We start from the raw sequence: 12,919 nt of genomic DNA on the forward strand, positions 1-12,919 counted from the left end.
CCAGCCACACCGACACCACCCAGCCACCCCAACCGGCCTTCAGAATCCCTTCCCCCACACCACCCGTCCCTGCCGCGGTAAAACGGAGCCAGTCCACATCACCCGGCACCCACTGAGGCGTCGCGGACCCACACACACGACACAAGAGGCACTTTTGTACAAGAGTGCCCTCCTTACACACGCGGCCTACCAGCGTCCGCAACAACCGCAAACTCGCCGTCGAGTTGCGATCGTTGCGGACGCTAAGTATCGCAACTCGACGGCGAGTTGCGTGCGACCTGGCGGATGGGGTCAGCGGGTGAGGTCGTGGATCAGTTTGTCCGCCGCGGCGTAGGGATCGAGTTCACGGTCGACGACCTGGCGGGCCAGCGCCGACAGCTCCTCGCCGCCGCGCAGGTCTCCGATCTCGGCCCGCAGCCGGCGCAGCGCGATCGCCTCGACCTCGCTGACCGCGCGAGCCACCCGCCGCCGCGTCAACTCCCCGCTGGCGGCCAGCCACCTTCGGTGGTCCTCGAGCGCCTGCGCGACGTCGGCGGCGCCCTCGCCCTTGGACGCGACCGTGCGCACGATGGGCTGACGCCAGCTCGGCCCGCGCAGTTCCTTGCGGCCGAACGAAATCATCTGCTTGAGGTCGTGGATGGTGGTGTCGGCGCCCTCGCGGTCGGCCTTGTTGACCACGAACACGTCGGCGATCTCCAGCACCCCAGCCTTGGCCGCCTGGACGCCGTCGCCCATCCCCGGCGCGAGCAGGACGACCGTCGTGTCGGCGAGCGTCACGACGTCCACTTCGGACTGCCCGACGCCGACGGTTTCGATCAGCACCACGTCGAACCCGGACGCGTCGAGCACCCGCACTGCCTGCGGCGTCGCCCACGCGAGGCCGCCGAGATGCCCGCGGGTCGCCATCGAGCGAATGAACACCCCGGTGTCCGTGGCGTGCTCGGACATCCTGATCCGATCGCCGAGCAGCGCGCCGCCGGAGAACGGCGACGACGGGTCGATGGCCAGTACCCCGACACGTTTGCCCTGCTCGCGCAGCACGGACAGCAGCGCCGAAGTGGACGTCGACTTGCCCGCGCCCGGCGGCCCGGTCAGCCCGATGATCTGGGCGTTCCCGGTGTACGGCGTCAGCGCGCGGGCGACTTCGCGCAGCTGCGGATGCGCGTCCTCGACCAGCGAAATCAGCCGGGCGATCGCGCGCGGCTGCCCGTCCCGCGCGCGATCGACCAGCTCGCCGACGTCGGTGGTGACCGGCACTAGGCCTTCGGCACCTTGATCAGCAACGCGTCGCCCTGCCCGCCGCCACCGCACAGCGCGGCGGCACCGAGGCCACCACCCCGGCGGGCGAGCTCGTAGATGAGGTGGACGGCGAGCCGGGCGCCGGACGCGCCGATCGGGTGACCGAGCGCGATGGCCCCGCCATTGACGTTGACCTTCTCCGGGTCGAGGCCGAGCTTGTCGCTGGAGACGACGCCGACCGCGGCGAACGCCTCGTTGATCTCGACGAGGTCAAGGTCGCCGACGTCCAGCTTCGCCTTGGCGAGCGCAGCGCGGATGGCGTTCGACGGCTGCTCGTGCAGGCTCGCGTCCGGCCCGGCGACCACGCCGTGCGCGCCGATCTCGGCGATCCAGGACAGGCCCAGCTCCTCGGCCTTGGCCTTACTGCAGACGACAACCGCCGCGGCGCCGTCGGAAATCTGCGAGGACGACCCGGCGGTGATCGTGCCGTCGGAGGCGAAGGCCGGCCTCAGCTTCGAGAGCCCGGCGGCCGTGGTGTCCGCGCGGACACCCTCGTCGGTGTCGAAGACCACCGGATCGCCCTTGCGCTGCGGGATCGCGACCGGGGTGATCTCGTCGGCGAACCTGCCGGCGGCGATCGCGGCGGCGGCGCGCTGGTGCGACCGGGCGGAGAACTCGTCCTGCTGCTCACGCGTGACGCCGTAGCGCGAGTTGTGCTTCTCGGTCGACGCGCCCATCGCGACCTGGTCGAACGCGCAGAACAGGCCGTCGTAGGCCATGTGGTCGACCAACGTCGTGTCGCCGTACTTGAACCCGGCACGGGACTTCGGCAGCAGGTGCGGGGCCTGGGTCATCGACTCCTGGCCGCCGGCCACGATGATGTCGAACTCGCCCGCCCGGATCAGCTGGTCGGCCAGCGCGATGGCGTCGAGGCCGGACAGGCAGACCTTGTTGATCGTCAGCGCGGGCACGGACATCGGGATGCCGCCGGCCACAGCGGCCTGGCGCGCGGGGATCTGCCCGGCGCCGGCGGTGAGCACCTGGCCCATGATCGTGTACTGCACCGCTTCGGGCGCGACCCCGGCACGCTCGAGCGCGGCCTTGATGGCCACTCCGCCGAGCTGCGCTCCCGAGAAGTCCTTGAGCGAGCCGAGCAGTCGCCCGATCGGGGTCCGAGCGGCCCCCAGGATCACAGAACCGGACACAGCGTCCTCCAAGCGTCGATGCAGGCAGTACTCCGACCTTACCGCCAGTACCGTCTGCTGGATTGAGACAGTGTGAGCCGTCGCACCCCGCCCGTCTTGCCGGACGCCCTATTCTTCGTTCATGGACGAGGACTTGAAGCTGCTCGTAACGGCCATCGACCACGTCGGCATCGCGGTGCCCGATCTGGACGTGGCGATCGAGTTCTACGTCGAGCACTTCGGCCTCGAGGTGACCCACACCGAGGAGAACGAGGAGCAGGGCGTCCGCGAAGCGATGCTCCACGCCAAGAACGACGGTGGCACCGGTACCGCGATCCAGCTCCTCGCTCCGCTCCGCCCGGACTCGGCGATCGGCAAGTTCCTCGACAAGAGCGGCGCCGGCCTGCAGCAGCTGGCCTACCGGGTGTCCGATGTGGACGCCGCGGCGGAGATCCTGCGGGCCAAGGGCCTCCGGCTGCTGTACGAGAAGGCCAAGCGCGGGACGTCGAACAGCCGCGTCAACTTCGTGCACCCGAAGGACGCCGGCGGCGTTCTCGTCGAACTCGTCGAGCCCGCGAGCTAACTTCGCGTAGTGAGCGCGGCCGCGATGAACGTCAGTTCTCGCTCCAGCTCACCGTCGGCGGCGATCGCCTCGGGGCCGCCGTGGCGCGCGACCGAGTGCCGGTAGCTCATCGAGCGCGCGAGCAGGCCGGACGCGCTGTCGACGTCGGCGGTGGCAAGCAGCGGCCCGCCCGCCGCGACGATGACGGCCCGCACCTGCCGAACCAGCGAGCGGAACCGCTCGTGCAGCGCGTCACGCACCGCGTGGTGGGTGTCGGCCTCACGCCAGAGCAGGTGCGAAAGCATCCTCGACGCGCTCAGCCTTATGTCCAGCTCCGCCACCAGGCGGCGCAGGCTGCCGGCGATGTCGCCGGGCACCACGACCCGGCCCGGCTCGACGCGCTCGTCGGGCAACCGCTCGACGAGCGCCTCCAGCAGGTCTGGCTTACGCCGGAAGTAATAGTGGACCAACCCTTTCGGGACCCCGGCGCGCTCGGCGATCCGCGAGGTGGGGGTCGCGTCGAAACCCGACTCGGCGAACAGCTCTTCAGCCGCGAGCAGGATCCGCTCGCGCGCCGAGTCCTCGTCCGATGCGACGCCCACAACCACTCCCACCTTGCGCGTACGGGTGAACTTCTAGTGTGACCCGGCCATGCGGCCGTGTGCGGCATTGGCGACAGGAAGCGCCGCCGCGCCCGCGAGGACGGTCAGCACGCCGACGATCCACGACGCCCAGCTTGCCCCGGTCAACGCGGTGTAGCCCATCACCCAAGGCGCGATGACGAGCAGCACGCCGAGGACGATCTGCACGCCCTCGCCGTAGACCATGCCCGGCCGGGCGAGCGAAGCCAGGCCGTCGAGCAGGACCAACGCGCCCAGCACCATGACCGACCACTTCGACGTGTTGCTCGTGTCCGTCCAGAAAGGCGAGAGCAGCGCGACCGCGCCCAACACGACCTCTGCCCAATCGTAGGGACGGGTCCAGGGACGTACCGCGGATTCGACCATCGTGATCACCTCCGAAAACTGCTGCGGAGGCCGCCGGTCGCGATCTCCTGAGGTCGATCTTCCTCTTGGTTGGCCAGCCGGTCAAGAAACCGGTGCCGGTTCGAGATGAGAAAGTGCCGCTGCTCTCGTACGGTTGTGTCGACGAGTTACTCATGAGTAATTTGTTGGCCACGCAGCCCCACTCCCGCGGAGGATCAACTCATGGCCCCGACGACGCAGTTGAGCGAGATCCAGCAAGCCATCCTGTCCGGCAACCTCGACGCCCTCGGCTCGCTGCCGGTCCCGGAGAGCTACCGCGGGATCACCGTGCGGGCCGACGAGGTCGAGATGTTCGACGGCCTCGAGAGCAAGGACAAGGACCCGCGCAAGTCGCTGCACCTCGACGAGGTGCCGACGCCCGAGCTCGGCCCTGGGGAGGCTCTGGTCGCGGTGATGGCGAGCGCGATCAACTACAACACCGTGTGGACCTCGATCTTCGAGCCGGTGTCCACCTTCAAGTTCCTCAAGCGCTACGGCAAGATGTCGCCGCTGTCGAAGCGCCACGACCTGCCGTACCACGTGGTCGGCTCCGACCTGTCCGGCGTCGTGCTGCGCACCGGCGTCGGCGTGCACAACTGGAAGCCGGGCGACGAGGTCGTCGCGCACTGCCTCAACGTCGAGCTCGAAGGCCCGGAAGGCCACAACGACACGATGCTCGACACCGAGCAGCGCATCTGGGGCTTCGAGACGAACTTCGGCGGGCTGGCCGAGATCGCGCTGGTCAAGGCCAACCAGCTGATGCCGAAGTCCAAGCACCTCACCTGGGAGGAAGCCGCCTCGCCCGGGCTGGTGAACTCCACCGCGTACCGGCAGCTCGTCTCCCGCAACGGCGCCGACATGAAGCAGGGCGACGTCGTGTTGATCTGGGGCGCGTCGGGCGGGCTCGGCTCGTACGCGACGCAGTACGCGCTCAACGGCGGCGCGATCCCGGTGTGCGTGGTGTCCAGCCCGGAGAAGGCGGAGATCTGCCGCAAACTGGGCGCGGAGCTGGTGATCGACCGCAGTGCCGAGGGCTATCGGTTCTGGAAGGACGAGCACGAACAGGACCCGAAGGAATGGCAGCGCTTCGGTTCGAAGATCCGCGAACTCACCGGCAATGAGGACCCGGACATCGTGTTCGAACATCCGGGGCGCGAGACGTTCGGCGCTTCCGTCTACGCCGCCCGGCGCGGCGGCACGATCGTCACGTGCGCATCGACGTCCGGTTACATGCACCAGTACGACAACCGGTACCTGTGGATGAACCTCAAGCGGATCGTCGGCTCGCATTTCGCCAACTACCGAGAGTCGTGGGAGGCGAACCGTTTGATCGCCAAAGGTTTGATCCACCCGACCCTGTCCAGGACCTACGCGTTGGCGGACACCGGGCAGGCCGCGCTGGACGTGCATCGCAACGCGCACCAGGGAAAGGTCGGGGTGCTCGCACTCGCGCCGGAAGAAGGACTCGGCGTGCATGACACCGAACTCCGCGAAAAGCATCTCGACGCGATCAATGCGTTCCGCGGCGCCTGAAAAGGTTGCTCTGAGTACGCTCGGCGAGACAAAGCTCCCGTTCACCGCATCCACCACACCGGAGTAAGACGACAACCGACTACGGTAGGGCTATGAGCCTTGGCGAAGAACGGGAGCTTGTGCCGCTGGGAGCTGGCTTCGATGTCATGAAGCGCGGTTATAACCGGGGCCAGGTCGACGAACATCTCGAGCGGCTGGACGCCGATCTGAAGATGCTGACCTCGGATCGCGATGCGGCGATCTCGCAGGCGGGCGACTTGGCCCGGCAGCTCGAAGGCGCGCGGAACGACATCGGGGATCTGCGTGGACAGGTCGAGCGCCTGGCCCAGCCGCCGACGAGCATCGAGGGACTTTCCGAGCGGCTGCAACGGATGTTGCGGCTCGCGCAAGACGAGTCCGCGGACACGAAGGCACGCGCGGAGGCCGAGGCCGGGCATATCCGGGCCAAGGCGGAAACAGACGCGAGCGCCATGCGTGCGCGCTACGAGCAGCTCCTCAACGAGCTCGACGAGCGTCGCAAGGAGATGGAAGCCGAGCACCGTGGTGTGCTGGTCACCGCACGCGCGGAAGCCGACACCATCACCGACGAGGCCAAGGCCGAGCGGGACCGCCTCGACGCCGAGTCCGAGCAGCACCGGACGCAGGTCGAAGAGGACTTCGAGATCGCGATGGCCGCCCGCCGCAACGAGGCGATGCGAGTACTGGCCGAGCAGGAAGCGGCCAGCAAGGCCGAGGCCGCGCGCCGGGTCCGCGAGGCCACCGAGGACGCCGCGACCATCCGCGCGAAGGTCCTCGAGGAGGAGACGGCCGCCACGGCCGAGATCGAGCGCCGCCAGCGCGAGTCCGTCGCGGATGCCAACAAGCGCAAGCAGGATTCGACGACCGAGGCGAACGCTCGCCTCGCGGAGGCGTCCGACGAGGCGCACCGCCGGGTCCGCGCGGCCACCGACGACTCGAACCGGCGGATCTCGCAGGCCGCCGCCCAGGTCGAAGAGCTGCGCAAGGTGCGAGGGTCGCTGCTCGACCAGGTCCACTCGGCCCGGAGCGTGCTCGCCGAGGCGAGCAAGGTCCTGGGCGAGTCGGAGCAGAAGCCCGAAGCGAAGGCCGCGCCCAAGCCGGCGGACAACGGTGGCGGTAGTAGCAGTGGCGGCGGCAGTGCCGCTGACGACGTAGAGACCACCGTGCAGATCAAGGCGTCGTCCGTGCCGAAGACCGCGCCGCAAGCCGCGCCCAAGGCCCAGCCTGCGCAGCCCGTGCGTGCGCAGGCGGTTCAGCCGGGTCAGCGGCCCGCGAACCCGCTGGTCGCCCGGCCCAACCCGCTGGCCAAACCCGCCCCCAGACCGACCGGCCCACCAGCGGGCGCGCGCAAACCGACTGGCGAGTAGCCTCTTCAGGCAACCGAGGATCCAGCGGCGTCGAACGGCGTTCGCCGGGCCCTCGATGCCTGGTCGAGCTGCATAACTCGTCTGTCGCTGGAGGATGTGAATGGCCGCCTATCAAACCGTGGTCGTAGGTACCGATGGCTCGGAATCGTCGTTCGCCGCGGTGGACCGGGCGGCGAGCGTCGCCGCGGACTCCGGCGCCACCCTGGTGATCGCCTGCGCCTACTACCCCGCCAGCAAGCACGACGTCGACAAGGCGCAGGACGCGCTGCGCGACGAGTCGTACCAGGTCGTCGGCTCGGCACCGGCGGAGGACACGCTGCAGAGCGCCCGTGACCGGGCCGTCAAGCTCGGCGCGTCGAAGATCGAGACCGTGCCTGTGGTGGGCGACCCGGTCGAATCGCTGCGCAAGGTCGTCGACGACCACTCCGCGGACCTGCTCGTCGTCGGAAACCGGGGGCTGAACACGCTCACCGGCCGGATTCTGGGCTCAGTGCCCTCGGAGGTCGCGCGCAAGTCCGGGGTCGACGTCCTGATCGTGCACACCACCTGAGCGGATGAGCCAGGATCCCGGCGATTCGGCGTCGAGCGAAGACCTGCAGCAACGGCTCGAGCGCATCCTGCTCGGCGGCAAACGCAAGTACACCCGGCTCGACGTCTTCGAGAAGGCCGGGGTTGAGCCCGAGCGCGTTAGCAGGCTATGGCGCGCGCTCGGCTTCGCCACCGTCGAGGACGACGAGGTTGTCTTCACCGACGCCGACGTCGAAGCGCTCCGGATCACTGACGGTCTGGTGCGGTCCGGGTTGGTCGACCCGAGCATCGAGGTTTCGGTCACCCGCGCGCTGGGGCTGCACCTGTCGCGGCTGGCGGAGTGGCAGGTCCACATGCTGTGGACGCTGATCACCGAAAACCAGGAGCTGGGCAAGAACGAGCGGCAGATCGCCCGCGTGGTCGACCGCCTGCTGCCGGAGCTCGAACGCGTGCAGAACTTTGTCTGGCGTCGGCATCTGGCCGCGTACGCGGGGCGCGCGCTGGCCAGCCCCGAGGAAGATCTCGAGACGCTCACCCAGGTTGTCGGGTTTGTCGACATGGTCGGCTACACGCGGCTGACCAGGCGCGTCGACGAGGGCGAACTGAGCGACGTGCTCGACCGGTTCGAGGCGCTGACCACCGACGTCATCGCCGAGCACCGAGGCCGGGTGGTGAAGATGATCGGTGACGAGGTCCTGTTCGTCGCCGACTCGGCTGTCGACGCGGCGGAAATCGCGCTCACCCTGACCGAGCGGACGAATGCCGACGAGCGCCTTCCCGCCGTCCGCGCCGGGATGGCGTCAGGCCGGATCCTCAGCCGATTCGGCGACGTCTACGGCTCGGTGGTCAACCTCGCAAGCCGGCTCACGTCCGTCGCCCGCCCCGGCACCATCCTCGTCGACAAGGAGCTAGCCGCCGACCTCGAAAACGAGCCCGCGTTCGAACTTCGCACCCGGCGCCCGGTCTCCGTCCGCGGCTACAACCGCCTACGCCCCTCCGCCCTCCGCCGCGCCCGCGACCAGCCCACCGGCATGTTCGCCAACTCCCAGCAACTCGCCGCCGAAATGCTGGGCCTCGACGACCCCCGCCCCCGCCGACGCCGCTAAGTGCACTTCACGACCACCTGCTTGCACTTCAGTGGCACTCTTGTCGAGTTGAGTCGCGGCTGACAGCAGGGGACAACGGGATCCTGCACTCCGTCACCAACGGCGCCGAAACCAACGAACTCGCCCGGGAAACCCTCAAGCTGCCCTAGGTTCAGCCGATAGTGCGAGCAGTCGCACGCGGACAGCGGTGTCCTCGCTGGTCACCGCGCACCTAGCGTTATATGCGCATGTGTGCGGTCCAACTCGGGAGGCTTCATGATCAAGCGTCTGCTCAGCGTTGTCCTTCGTCACGGCTGCTGCTCGGCCTGCACAGGTAAGGGCTGCGGCTGCTGCGGAGCGTGCGGCTAGCCAGCACTCTCCACACAGAAGCTCAAAGCCCAGAATGCCCTGGCACCGGCGCCGGGGCATTCTGCGTTTTCACAACGAATCGCTAGGCACCGACGTCCGGCAGGTCAGACCCGGACGAACCGTGACCTACGACCCCTGGAACGAGGAGTCCTCGTCGCTCAGCGGCTGGCGGCGGTCTCGGTAGCTAGGCGGGCGACCATCGCGCGAGCGTCGTCGCCCTCCACTGCGACAGTCCAAAGTTCGTCCATCACGCGCTGGTAGAGCGCGATGTCGGCCGGGTTCTCGGCGGTGCTCTCGGAATCGATCGTCTCGACGACCACTGACGTGTCGTCCATGATCCAGAAGCCGTGCATGGGGATGACTGGCGTCTCGATGCACAGATTGGGTTTTCGCGCCGCGCCCGTCTGTACTTCTGAGATCGACTCACGGGAGGCTGGCATGACGCGGAAACTGATCTTCGGCATGAACGTGACCCTCGACGGCTACATCGCCGCGACCGGCCTCGACATCGGCTGGAGCGGGCCGCCGAGCGACGAGCTGTTCCAGTGGTGGCTCGACCAGGAGCGGGCGAGCGAACTGTCGCTGTACGGGCGCAACCTGTGGGAGACGATGAGCTCCCACTGGCCGACCGGCGACCAGCAGCCCAACGCTACCCGGGCGGAGATCGAGTTCGCGCGGAACTGGCGGGATACGCCGAAGGTGGTGTTCTCCTCGACGATCGACAAGGTCGACTGGAACACCCGCCTGGTCACCGGCGACGCGGTCGCCGAGATCACCCGGCTCAAGGCCGAGGACGGCGGCCCGATGGGCATCGGCGGCGCAACGCTCGCCGGGGCTGCCATGCGAGCCGGGCTGATCGACGAGTACGCCCTGGCCACCTACCCGGTCCTGGTGGGCAGCGGCACACCGTTCTTCACGGCGCTGGACAGCTGGGTGAACCTGAACCTCGTGGAGACGCGGACGTTTCCCGGCGGCGTGGTGCTGACCCGATACGAAATGAAGCGGTGAGCACGGGCCAAATGCTCGGCTCGTGAGGCCAGGTCGAAATCCTTCCCGGCATGCTCACCGTGACACTCGGCTACGAGGAAGCCTTCCCCGGCCCCTTCCTTGCGTTCCGCGCGAGCTGTTGACCGACCCGCTGGAGATGAGGACGACGGCGTCGTTAATCGTGACGATGTTCTCGGGCATAAGGAGGCCCCGCCGGCAACGCCGGCGGGGCGGTGGTGTTCGCGTTGTCGCGTTGGTGTTCAACTGGTGGGGACATGTGTGATCACAGCGTCGGGGGCAGGTCCAGCCATGGTTTATCGGTGGCGTCGAATCCGGTGAGCTCGGCAATCTTGTCGCCGACACCACCGCGATCATGCTGGGCCGGGACGCTGGCTACCACGTGGACCTGTGCAGGCGGTCCGGGCTGTCCGGCAACTGATCGGCAACTGCTCGGCGCCGATCGTCACACAGGCAGACGCGGACGAGGTCGAGCACCTGCTCACCTACCGGTGACGCGACGAAGCCCCGGTGCTCTCGTGGGCACCGGGGCTTCGAGGTTCTTGCGTCGTCAGTCAGCTGCCCACTCGTAGCTGACCTCGTATCGGTCGGCGGGCAGCACCATGTCGTTGACCTCGAGCGGGGTGCCGTCGTCCTGGTAGGCCACGCGGGTGATGGTGACGACCGGGGTACCGCCGGTGAGTTGCAGCGCGGTCGCTTCGTCGGGGGTCGGCATCCGCGCGCCGACATGCTCGACGAACGAGCCGATGGGGTGACCGGCGTCCTCAAGGCGTGCGTACGCGCCACCAGGCCCGGTATCGACCTGTTCGATCGCGGTGTCACGCGTGAAGGCGCGCGGGAGCTGCGACACCGCGAGTTGGACTACCAGCCCGTTGGCTCGCATCACCCGGTCCCTCACGGTGACTTCGGCGCCGGGGTCGATCCTGAGGTAGTCGGCGACGCGCTGGTCAGCCTCCTCGAAACGGATCTTCACTGAGGACGACGGGGCGAATCCACGCGCCGCTGCGTCAGCCAGGAACGCGCCCTGGTTGCGGCCTCGCGCTTCCCTCGACAGGCGGGACCGCGACAGGCGATGGATCGCCGACGGCGGCCGCACAAAGATGCCTCGACCGTGTTCGGCCGTGACTATGCCCTCGGTGCGAAGGACGTTCACGGCTTCGCGGATGGTCGGTCTCGACACACCGTAGGACTCGACTAGTTCGCGTTCGCTTGGGAGCCGTTCTCCTGCCGGGTAGTGGCCGGCGGAGATCTTTTCTCGCAGGTCGGCGGCCACCTGACGGAAGGCTGGTACGCCGCTCGTTCGATCCACCATCGGGTCATCCTCCCTCACATTCTCTCGTCTTGACCAGTTGCCTGGGTCGTGTCATCGTAGAGTGGTAATGACATCTTGACCAGTTCCGACTAGGACGCAGGTGAACAGCCGTGAGCTTCTTCAGCAACTCGGGTTCTGGGTCGGCCGGTGATCCCGTCGACCCAGCCGAGCGGGTCAAGGTCGAGGTCGAGGCGGAAGAGGCCGAGAAGGGTACCCAGATTGTGAGTACTTCGGAGAGTGACCAGTGATCGCCCGCATCGCCATCGGGCCGTCGGTGAAGCCGTACGTGGACTGGGTGATCCGTGAGTACATCGAGGGCAACCGGCTGCACTTCTACAACAAGTCCGAGCTCGCCGACCCCACGATCCAGTGGCTCGTGCCGTGGTGCCAGGCCGACGACATGTACCCGGCGCGGCACCCCAAGGTCGAGGTCAACGCTGACCCGGTGGCCGCGCACGTCCGGGCCTGTGTCGGGTGCGCCAACGCGGACCGTCGAGCCCGCGGCGACCGCCCCTGATCTGCCCGGTCGGTGCGCCCGTTCCCGCAATGTGCGCCGCACCGACTGGGCCCCCAACCCCCAACCGTTCCGGGCGGCTCTCATCCCCCGACAGAGCCCGGACCGGTTGGGCCTTGGCTCCGTGCCCGAACGCTGTATCGGTGGGCACGGGGAGGCCTCCGCACTGGCCTTTAAGCGGCGCGGAGGAGCGGGGCCCGGTTGTGCTGCACGCACCCGGGCCCCGTGCGCTTCCCTCAAACGGTGCGCCGAATCCCCCCGCGGCGCACTTCCACCTCGCGGCCGGCAGCGCTCCCGCCTGCAGGTCACCGGCCGCGGGACAAGTTCAGGAGCCGGTAGGCGTCCCTCGCCTACCGGCCCCTGGTCAACCGTGTGTCCGCCGGCCACTCCGACGCAGAGGCATCGTCGGAAAGTCGCAGCTGTTGCCGCCCCACGCCCTGGAAACGATCGGGCTGCAAAGCGCGACTATCCGGGCATGATTCGCAAGGACCGCGTGATGTTTTGGTCGTTCCTGCTGACCATGGGTTTCCTGGTGCTGCTCACCTTCGGCCTCGCTGACCACGCGGACTCAGGCTGGTGGGCAGCGTGGGGTGGGTGGATCGGCGGTCTCGGCAGCACCGCGGCGGCAGTCACCGCCGTCTGGGTTGCTGTCGAGGGCTGGCGAAGGTCCGACCGATTGGCCCGCGAGCAAGCTGCACGCCTCGACGACCAGGAGTCGCGAGAACTGGCGTCGAAGTTCGGCGTGTGGATCGACAAGCAAACCGTTGAACTCGACACGGTCGCTAAGAATTTCGTTGGCGTCGAGACAAGCCCTGAAGAGTACCGCGTCATGTACAGCAACAGCGGCAGTCAACCCGTGTACCGCGTCGTGCTTGTCATTCGCTTCTTTGCAGCCAGAAAGGACTTTGAGTCAAAATTTACGGACACTGAACCGCAACTAGGGCCAACAACGGGAGCCCGCGTCTTCGGGAAGTACCCTGGCGCATTCAACGGAGCGTTGAGAACGCTTATGACCGCTGAGGCCAAGAGGACCGGCGAGAGTCAGGACCATAAGGAGCGGTCGTATATCCATTTAGCGGAAATAGAGCTGAACTTTACTGACGGAAACGGGAAGCGCTGGACCCGTCTGCCTGGAGGCGAACTTGTTCCGGCAGATCCACGATGAGGCCCGCCGTACT

At 67.8% G+C, this 12,919-nt stretch carries 15 protein-coding genes; 9 read left to right on the top strand and 6 right to left on the bottom strand.

What is annotated here, in order from left to right:
• Window positions 1-291 precede the first annotated feature (291 nt).
• Together meaB and JWQ81_RS29540 are read right to left on the bottom strand one after the other, a co-directional pair.
• The gene (meaB, locus tag JWQ81_RS29535) at window positions 292-1,257 is read right to left on the bottom strand and encodes a methylmalonyl Co-A mutase-associated GTPase MeaB (RefSeq protein ID WP_297546718.1); all 966 of its coding nucleotides are present in this window, start codon (window positions 1,255-1,257) and stop codon (window positions 292-294) included.
• Entirely contained in the window at window positions 1,257-2,444 is a 1,188-nt protein-coding gene (locus JWQ81_RS29540) for an acetyl-CoA C-acetyltransferase (RefSeq protein WP_297546720.1), read from the bottom strand. The genes meaB and JWQ81_RS29540 overlap by 1 nt, the downstream gene beginning before the upstream one ends.
• 121 nt (window positions 2,445-2,565) lie before the next feature.
• On the opposite strand from JWQ81_RS29540, the gene mce reads away from it, so the two are divergent.
• The gene (mce, locus tag JWQ81_RS29545; protein WP_297546722.1) at window positions 2,566-3,006 is read left to right on the top strand and encodes a methylmalonyl-CoA epimerase; all 441 of its coding nucleotides are present in this window, start codon (window positions 2,566-2,568) and stop codon (window positions 3,004-3,006) included.
• On the opposite strand, the gene JWQ81_RS29550 is transcribed toward mce, so the two are convergent.
• The gene (locus tag JWQ81_RS29550) at window positions 3,003-3,587 is read right to left on the bottom strand and encodes a TetR/AcrR family transcriptional regulator (RefSeq protein WP_297546725.1); all 585 of its coding nucleotides are present in this window, start codon (window positions 3,585-3,587) and stop codon (window positions 3,003-3,005) included. The two genes, mce and JWQ81_RS29550, sit on opposite strands and share 4 nt — an antisense overlap.
• A 33-nt stretch (window positions 3,588-3,620) precedes the next feature.
• Window positions 3,621-3,992, bottom strand: coding sequence for an SPW repeat protein (locus JWQ81_RS29555; RefSeq protein WP_297546727.1), 372 nt, complete (start codon window positions 3,990-3,992; stop codon window positions 3,621-3,623).
• A gap of 201 nt (window positions 3,993-4,193) precedes the next feature.
• Between JWQ81_RS29555 and ccrA the strand changes: the two genes are divergently transcribed.
• The 4 genes from ccrA (at window position 4,194) to JWQ81_RS29575 (ending at window position 8,562) form a co-directional block, all read left to right on the top strand.
• Window positions 4,194-5,543 (top strand): crotonyl-CoA carboxylase/reductase, encoded by a 1,350-nt coding sequence (ccrA, locus tag JWQ81_RS29560; RefSeq protein ID WP_297546729.1) that lies wholly within the window; start codon window positions 4,194-4,196, stop codon window positions 5,541-5,543.
• 92 nt (window positions 5,544-5,635) lie between these two features.
• On the top strand, window positions 5,636-6,928 hold the full coding sequence (locus JWQ81_RS29565) for a chromosome segregation protein (protein ID WP_297546731.1): 1,293 nt from the start codon (window positions 5,636-5,638) through the stop codon (window positions 6,926-6,928).
• Between the two features lie 100 nt (window positions 6,929-7,028).
• A complete protein-coding gene (locus JWQ81_RS29570) occupies window positions 7,029-7,478 on the top strand; it encodes a universal stress protein (protein ID WP_297546732.1) in 450 nt (149 codons plus the stop codon).
• 4 nt (window positions 7,479-7,482) lie between these two features.
• Window positions 7,483-8,562, top strand: a complete 1,080-nt coding sequence (locus JWQ81_RS29575) for an adenylate/guanylate cyclase domain-containing protein (RefSeq protein ID WP_297546734.1) — start codon at window positions 7,483-7,485, stop codon at window positions 8,560-8,562.
• Window positions 8,563-9,068: 506 nt separating this feature from the next.
• On the opposite strand, the gene JWQ81_RS29580 is transcribed toward JWQ81_RS29575, so the two are convergent.
• On the bottom strand, window positions 9,069-9,374 hold the full coding sequence (locus JWQ81_RS29580) for a Scr1 family TA system antitoxin-like transcriptional regulator (RefSeq protein ID WP_297546736.1): 306 nt from the start codon (window positions 9,372-9,374) through the stop codon (window positions 9,069-9,071).
• Here JWQ81_RS29580 and JWQ81_RS29585 point away from each other — a divergent pair.
• Entirely contained in the window at window positions 9,349-9,918 is a 570-nt protein-coding gene (locus tag JWQ81_RS29585; protein ID WP_297546738.1) for a dihydrofolate reductase family protein, read from the top strand. The two genes, JWQ81_RS29580 and JWQ81_RS29585, sit on opposite strands and share 26 nt — an antisense overlap.
• Window positions 9,919-10,465: 547 nt before the next feature.
• Here the strand turns inward: JWQ81_RS29585 and JWQ81_RS29590 are convergent.
• The gene (locus tag JWQ81_RS29590; protein WP_297546741.1) at window positions 10,466-11,227 is read right to left on the bottom strand and encodes a GntR family transcriptional regulator; all 762 of its coding nucleotides are present in this window, start codon (window positions 11,225-11,227) and stop codon (window positions 10,466-10,468) included.
• Window positions 11,228-11,337: 110 nt separating this feature from the next.
• Between JWQ81_RS29590 and JWQ81_RS29595 the strand changes: the two genes are divergently transcribed.
• The 3 genes from JWQ81_RS29595 to JWQ81_RS29605 all read left to right on the top strand — a co-directional run bounded on the left by JWQ81_RS29595 (window position 11,338) and on the right by JWQ81_RS29605 (window position 12,906).
• Window positions 11,338-11,475, top strand: a complete 138-nt coding sequence (locus JWQ81_RS29595) for a hypothetical protein (RefSeq protein WP_297546743.1) — start codon at window positions 11,338-11,340, stop codon at window positions 11,473-11,475.
• Complete coding sequence (locus JWQ81_RS29600; protein WP_297546745.1) at window positions 11,472-11,744, top strand: hypothetical protein; 273 nt, start codon at window positions 11,472-11,474, stop codon at window positions 11,742-11,744. Before JWQ81_RS29595 ends, JWQ81_RS29600 begins: the two co-directional genes overlap by 4 nt.
• A 472-nt stretch (window positions 11,745-12,216) precedes the next feature.
• Entirely contained in the window at window positions 12,217-12,906 is a 690-nt protein-coding gene (locus tag JWQ81_RS29605) for a hypothetical protein (protein ID WP_297546747.1), read from the top strand.
• The last annotated feature ends 13 nt before the right edge of the window (window positions 12,907-12,919 follow it).

This window comes from Amycolatopsis sp., assembly GCF_025464955.1.
Lineage (GTDB): Bacteria > Actinomycetota > Actinomycetes > Mycobacteriales > Pseudonocardiaceae > Amycolatopsis.

What these genes read in the sequence shown, in the direction of transcription:
- mce (WP_297546722.1), top strand. Translation starts at nt 2,566, where the DNA reads ATGGACGAGGACTTGAAGCTGCTCGTAACGGCCATCGACCACGTCGGC.
- JWQ81_RS29555 (WP_297546727.1), bottom strand. Translation starts at nt 3,992, where the DNA reads ATGGTCGAATCCGCGGTACGTCCCTGGACCCGTCCCTACGATTGGGCA.
- ccrA (WP_297546729.1), top strand. Translation starts at nt 4,194, where the DNA reads ATGGCCCCGACGACGCAGTTGAGCGAGATCCAGCAAGCCATCCTGTCC.
- JWQ81_RS29565 (WP_297546731.1), top strand. Translation starts at nt 5,636, where the DNA reads ATGAGCCTTGGCGAAGAACGGGAGCTTGTGCCGCTGGGAGCTGGCTTC.
- JWQ81_RS29570 (WP_297546732.1), top strand. Translation starts at nt 7,029, where the DNA reads ATGGCCGCCTATCAAACCGTGGTCGTAGGTACCGATGGCTCGGAATCG.
- JWQ81_RS29575 (WP_297546734.1), top strand. Translation starts at nt 7,483, where the DNA reads ATGAGCCAGGATCCCGGCGATTCGGCGTCGAGCGAAGACCTGCAGCAA.
- JWQ81_RS29585 (WP_297546738.1), top strand. Translation starts at nt 9,349, where the DNA reads ATGACGCGGAAACTGATCTTCGGCATGAACGTGACCCTCGACGGCTAC.
- JWQ81_RS29580 (WP_297546736.1), bottom strand. Translation starts at nt 9,374, where the DNA reads ATGCCGAAGATCAGTTTCCGCGTCATGCCAGCCTCCCGTGAGTCGATC.
- JWQ81_RS29590 (WP_297546741.1), bottom strand. Translation starts at nt 11,227, where the DNA reads ATGGTGGATCGAACGAGCGGCGTACCAGCCTTCCGTCAGGTGGCCGCC.
- JWQ81_RS29605 (WP_297546747.1), top strand. Translation starts at nt 12,217, where the DNA reads ATGATTCGCAAGGACCGCGTGATGTTTTGGTCGTTCCTGCTGACCATG.